This is a genomic window from Mesobacillus sp. (assembly GCF_049588175.1).
Taxonomy (GTDB): Bacteria; Bacillota; Bacilli; order Bacillales; family Cytobacillaceae; genus Mesobacillus.
Genome location: NZ_JBAVFI010000574.1, coordinates 1 through 4,751, shown reverse-complemented (window position 1 = coordinate 4,751; position 4,751 = coordinate 1). Strand labels below are relative to the sequence as shown.

The window sequence follows — 4,751 nt, the reverse complement described above, 5'->3', positions numbered from 1 at the left end:
GCATAAGACTATGAAAAAAACAATTTAACAACAAAAGGCCCCTTTCGATGAAAGGGGTATTTTTACGCATAAAAAAAGCACTACCGCTGAGTTAAATAGACTCGCTGTAGTACTTTCCTTTTCCAGTAAGTTCAGCATATGTCTGGCTGACCAATACAGGATTCACTCTTTTTTTATAAACTTGACCAGTTCTGGCATAGTTAAATTCCGGCGCGGCCTTTTGCATGCGTGCTATTGGTTGATGTTCCATTTCTTTTTTCAAAGGGCTCATGGCAAACAGCTCATCCTGGCCTCTTTGTACAGGATCTTCTTTGCGGATTCTTGATACTTTTCCTATTTGGAATGGATCGTAATCTAATCCTACTTCTCGTTCTGCATATTGCATATATTGATAATTCGTTACCGGAAGAATATATCCCATTATGTTTTCCCCCAAGCAATTATTTTTTGATAAATGATTTTCACTCTCACTATATCTTTCTAAAGATTTCCCCTTTTTCTGTCCGTAGTAAACCTACTATTTTACTTTTTGTTAAGCGATTAGATAACAGAACACATAAAAATATTTTTCAATTAAATTTTCTATTCTGTTAACCATCAATCTTAAAGAAAACAGCCTTTTGTTAAAAATCTTATTCTGTTATGATAAAGATTGTGCTATTTTTGGACGGAAATGAGGATTAAACATGAAGACGGCTAAATACAACCAACAGATCATCAGCCTCGAACAGTATAATCGTGAGGACTACCAGAAGCTCTATGATGATGGAAAAAAAGGCATGCTTACTTGTTCTGAATGTGGGGATCCAGTCCGCCTTTATTTAGGAATACAGAACAAGCCTCATTTCTATCATCATCTTTCGAAGAAGGAAGATTGCTTAGACCTAAACGATCCATCCTCACAGCCGGCCGAAGTAAAGGAAAAAATCGAATATATTGAAAAGAATGGATTTCGCATCCCTAAATCGCGATCGATTACTGCCGAGGCAGAAAAAGACCAAAATTTTATCGCTCCTCGGGAAATTAAGATTCCCTCACCTTTTACACCCATTCCTCCGGCTGAGCCAGGAGCTAAACTAAATTATTTAAGACAATTGAAGAAAGCTGGTACTCAATTTGATGGTAATCAGGAAGAAGCCATCATCAGTACAGATGGACCGTTATTGATACTTGCAGGTGCAGGAAGCGGCAAGACAAGGGTGCTCACAGCAAGGACAGCATTCATGCTTGAAGAAAAAAAGATTGCCCCTTCCTCCATTATGCTTGTGACTTTTACGGCAAAGGCAGCTTCTGAAATGAAAAAACGAATCACTCAGTATCCTGGCATGACCCAAGGCAGAGTTAATCAGCTTGTTGCTGGTACATTCCATAGTATTTTCTACAGGATTCTTTGCTTCCATGAACGTGAAAAATGGTCCTCGGACAAGCTAATGAAAAAGGATTGGCAGCGGGAACAAATTTTAAAAGAAGCAGGCAGAAAGCTACAACTCGATGAGAAGGAATTCGCTTATGATCTCGCACTTCAGCAAATCGGCCTGTGGAAAAACACGATGATCACGCCTGACAAGGTTAAACCAGAATCACCTTGGGAAGAAAAAGTGGCGCTCTTATATAAAGACTATGAATCTGTCAAAGAAAAACAGCGGATGTTCGATTTTGATGACATGCTTTTAGGCTGTTATAAACTCTTTAAAGAGCAGCCTGATATTCTTGAAAACTACCAAAATCGTTTTCAGTATTTTTTGATTGATGAATTCCAGGATATTAATAAGGTTCAGTATGAATTGATAAAAATGCTTTCCAGCAAAACAGGCAATGTCTGTGCAGTTGGTGATGACGATCAATCTATCTATTCTTTTCGCGGCAGTGATCCAGCCTATTTATTCATGTTCAAAGATGACTTTAAAAATACAAAATTAATCGTATTGAATCAAAATTACCGGTCTCCGCATGAGATCGTCGAGACAGCGAACACGGTCATCTCGGCAAATATCATTCGCCATGATAAGGAAATGAGGGCCCAGTTTTCAGGCGAATGTCCGCCGGTACTTTTCCACCCCTATGACGAGGAAGAAGAAGCGACAATGATCCTCACTGATATCCAGGAACGGATTGAAAAAGGTGCGCGACCAGGCGACTTTGCCATCCTGTTCCGTACAAATGCCGGCAGCAGGGCCGTGTTTGAAAGGCTGGTCAATTCGAGTCTGCCATTTCGTGTTGACCAGGATATAGAATCATTCTATGAACGTTTCATGGTAAAAGGTATGCTTTCTTTTTTAAGATTAAGCCTGAACACTGATGATTCTGACGCAGTGAAAAATATTCTTCCTTCCCTCTTCTTGAAGCAATCCATTTTTCGGGATCTTCAGGCAAACAGCATCCTGAATGATTGCTCAATGCTTGAGGCACTGGCACATGTAAAAACAGGATTTGCATTCCAGGAGCAGAAGCTCAAGAAGCTTATTCCAATTGTCCGTTCTCTCTCGTCGTTACCACCTGTAACAGCTATTGATATCGTTGAGAAGGACCTTGGTTACCAGGATTTCATAAAAAAGCGCGGAAACGAAGGCAATCAGCTTGAGAAGGGTTCGGACGACATCCGAGATATGAAAGTGGCAGCCCGCCATTTTAAAACTGTCGCTGAGTTTATCGAGCACACAGAACATATGACAGCTATGAATGCAGAGATAAAACGAAGCAGCAAAAACATCACAGACGCCGTTACCCTTAGTACAATCCATCGGTCTAAAGGCCTGGAATATGAAAATGTCTATATAATCGGTACTGTGGACGGGAGCATTCCGCATGAGTATGCTTTAGATTCCTATCGTAATGGAGATCCACAGCCACTCGAAGAAGAAAGACGCCTGCTTTATGTAGCAGTAACTCGTGCACAAAGGAACCTTTTTATCTCCGTTCCTCAAAGGAGACGGGGACGAAAGGCCAATCCTTCACGATTCCTTTCAAATTTAAAAAGAAAAATGCCAAATGAGGACCTGGGAGTTTAATTCCCAGGTCCTCATTTGCCATAAACAATTATTTTTTGTTGATCATCTTAGAAATCTGCCCAAAATCAAGCTGTTTTCCATCTTTAACAATTGATTCAACAATTTTGTCTTCCGTTTCCTTGTTTACAGGTTTATTTGCAATTTGAGATACACGGCGGATTACGCCCCTCACAGTTTGCTCATCTTTAAAATTCGCATTTTGCAATGAATTCGCGAGTTCAAAAACATCCTTCATATTGACGCCCGTCTTTTTTTCTATGTTCTTGAAGAAATTATTATCCATATCAAAATCACGCCTCCTTCTTAAGCCTACTCTATAGTATGAAGGAAGCGGAAAATGGTGAAAAAGCGGAGAATTATTTAGTCATTTCTCCGCTGTGCAGATGTTGTTCCAAAAAAATTATAAAGAAAAGAGCCGTTCTATCTTAAACGGCTCCTCCCAGTTTTCCATTAGTTGAAGAAACTCGCCCCAACAATAATTAACAAAATAAACAATACGACGATCAATACGAAGGTAGAACCGTTATAGCCACCGCCATAGCCATATCCGCCATAACCGCCGCCCCAGCCGCAACCGTAGCCCATTTTTCTTCACCTCACTTATTATTGACTCATTATCAATATATGTGAGTATCCCAATTCTGTGTGGGCGAGCTATTAATTCGGCTGATTACGGATTTATTAGACACTATGGAAGAAAGGAAATTGAATTCAGCCTTTTGGCTTAAAAATCAGTGCGCCAAGAAATCCAAATATGACGGCCGCAGATATTCCAGAGCTGGTTATTTCAAACATCCCTGTCAGTACGCCAACCAAGCCATGCTGCTCTGCTTCCTGAAGTGCTCCATGTACGAGCGAGTTCCCAAAGCTTGTGATCGGAATGGTAGCGCCTGCCCCTGCAAAATCAATCAATGGCTCGTACAATCCGAACCCATCCAGCACCGCTCCGATGACGACTAACAGACTCATTGTATGTCCAGGCGTCAGTTTAGCAACATCAAACAACAGCTGTCCAAATACACAAATAAGTCCTCCAATTACAAAGGCCCAGAAAAACATTGCTAGCAAGGCGATTCCTCCTTTTCTAATTCATCTCGATTGAAACTGCATGGGCAATGCACGGTATACTTTCCTTTTGCTGAAATGATAATGGCGATAATAAAGCTCCCGTCGCACAAACAAGGATTTTTCTGTAGACACCCTTTTGCATTTGATTCAGCAAGTGACCATACAAGACAGAAGCTGAGCAGCCAGCACCGCTGCCTCCGGACTGTACTGGCTGATCATCGTTATAGATCAGCAGACCGCAATCCTGGAATTTTTCTCTTGTTATGTTTAATCCAGCTTGCTGCAATAACTCAAAAGTTGTTTCCTGGCCGATGCGTCCGAGGTCTCCAGTGACGATCAAGTCATAATGAGCTGGTTCAATGCTGAGATCCTTGAAATGATTGATGATTGTATCCGCAGCAGCTGGAGCCATTGCTCCTCCCATATTGAAGGGATCAGAGAGTCCCATATCAACGACTTTCCCAATGGTCGCAGAAGTTGTGACAAGCTTGCCATTTTTGTCTGGATTGTCCGTAACAACAGCGGCCCCTGCACCAGTTACTGTCCATTGTGCAGTTGGAGGCTTTTGTCCCCCATATTCTGTTGGATAACGAAATTGCTTTTCAACTGCTGAATTGTGGCTTGATGCTCCTGTAATGGTTTTCTTCGCTCCTTGGTAATTCACAATAAACGAAG

General features: G+C 41.3%; 5 protein-coding genes and 1 pseudogene. 1 reads left to right on the top strand and 5 read right to left on the bottom strand.

Translation table 11 applies throughout. The annotated features are described in order from the left end of the window. Positions 1–91: 91 nt before the first annotated feature. Positions 92–421 (bottom strand): hypothetical protein, encoded by a 330-nt coding sequence (locus WB217_RS14040; protein ID WP_423993844.1) that lies wholly within the window; start codon positions 419–421, stop codon positions 92–94. Positions 422–686: 265 nt separating this feature from the next. On the opposite strand from WB217_RS14040, the gene WB217_RS14035 reads away from it, so the two are divergent. After that, positions 687–3,008: an ATP-dependent helicase gene (locus WB217_RS14035; RefSeq protein ID WP_423993843.1), complete on the top strand. Its 2,322-nt coding sequence runs from the start codon at positions 687–689 to the stop codon at positions 3,006–3,008. Between the two features lie 28 nt (positions 3,009–3,036). Here WB217_RS14035 and WB217_RS14030 read toward each other — a convergent pair whose 3' ends face one another. From WB217_RS14030 to WB217_RS14015, 4 genes and pseudogenes are all read right to left on the bottom strand, one after another. Further along, the gene (locus WB217_RS14030) at positions 3,037–3,291 is read right to left on the bottom strand and encodes a stage VI sporulation protein F (RefSeq protein WP_207498836.1); all 255 of its coding nucleotides are present in this window, start codon (positions 3,289–3,291) and stop codon (positions 3,037–3,039) included. 167 nt (positions 3,292–3,458) lie between these two features. Then, entirely contained in the window at positions 3,459–3,593 is a 135-nt protein-coding gene (locus WB217_RS14025; protein ID WP_423993842.1) for a YjcZ family sporulation protein, read from the bottom strand. A 126-nt stretch (positions 3,594–3,719) separates the two neighbouring features. Beyond that, entirely contained in the window at positions 3,720–4,076 is a 357-nt protein-coding gene (gene spoVAE, locus WB217_RS14020) for a stage V sporulation protein AE (RefSeq protein ID WP_423993840.1), read from the bottom strand. Positions 4,077–4,092: 16 nt separating this feature from the next. Further along, positions 4,093–4,751: pseudogene (locus WB217_RS14015) on the bottom strand (stage V sporulation protein AD); the annotation flags it as partial.

Bases quoted from the DNA above. Each gene is read 5' to 3' on its own strand.
- WB217_RS14040 (WP_423993844.1), bottom strand. From the start codon at position 421: ATGGGATATATTCTTCCGGTAACGAATTATCAATATATGCAATATGCA.
- WB217_RS14035 (WP_423993843.1), top strand. From the start codon at position 687: ATGAAGACGGCTAAATACAACCAACAGATCATCAGCCTCGAACAGTAT.
- WB217_RS14030 (WP_207498836.1), bottom strand. From the start codon at position 3,291: ATGGATAATAATTTCTTCAAGAACATAGAAAAAAAGACGGGCGTCAAT.
- WB217_RS14025 (WP_423993842.1), bottom strand. From the start codon at position 3,593: ATGGGCTACGGTTGCGGCTGGGGCGGCGGTTATGGCGGATATGGCTAT.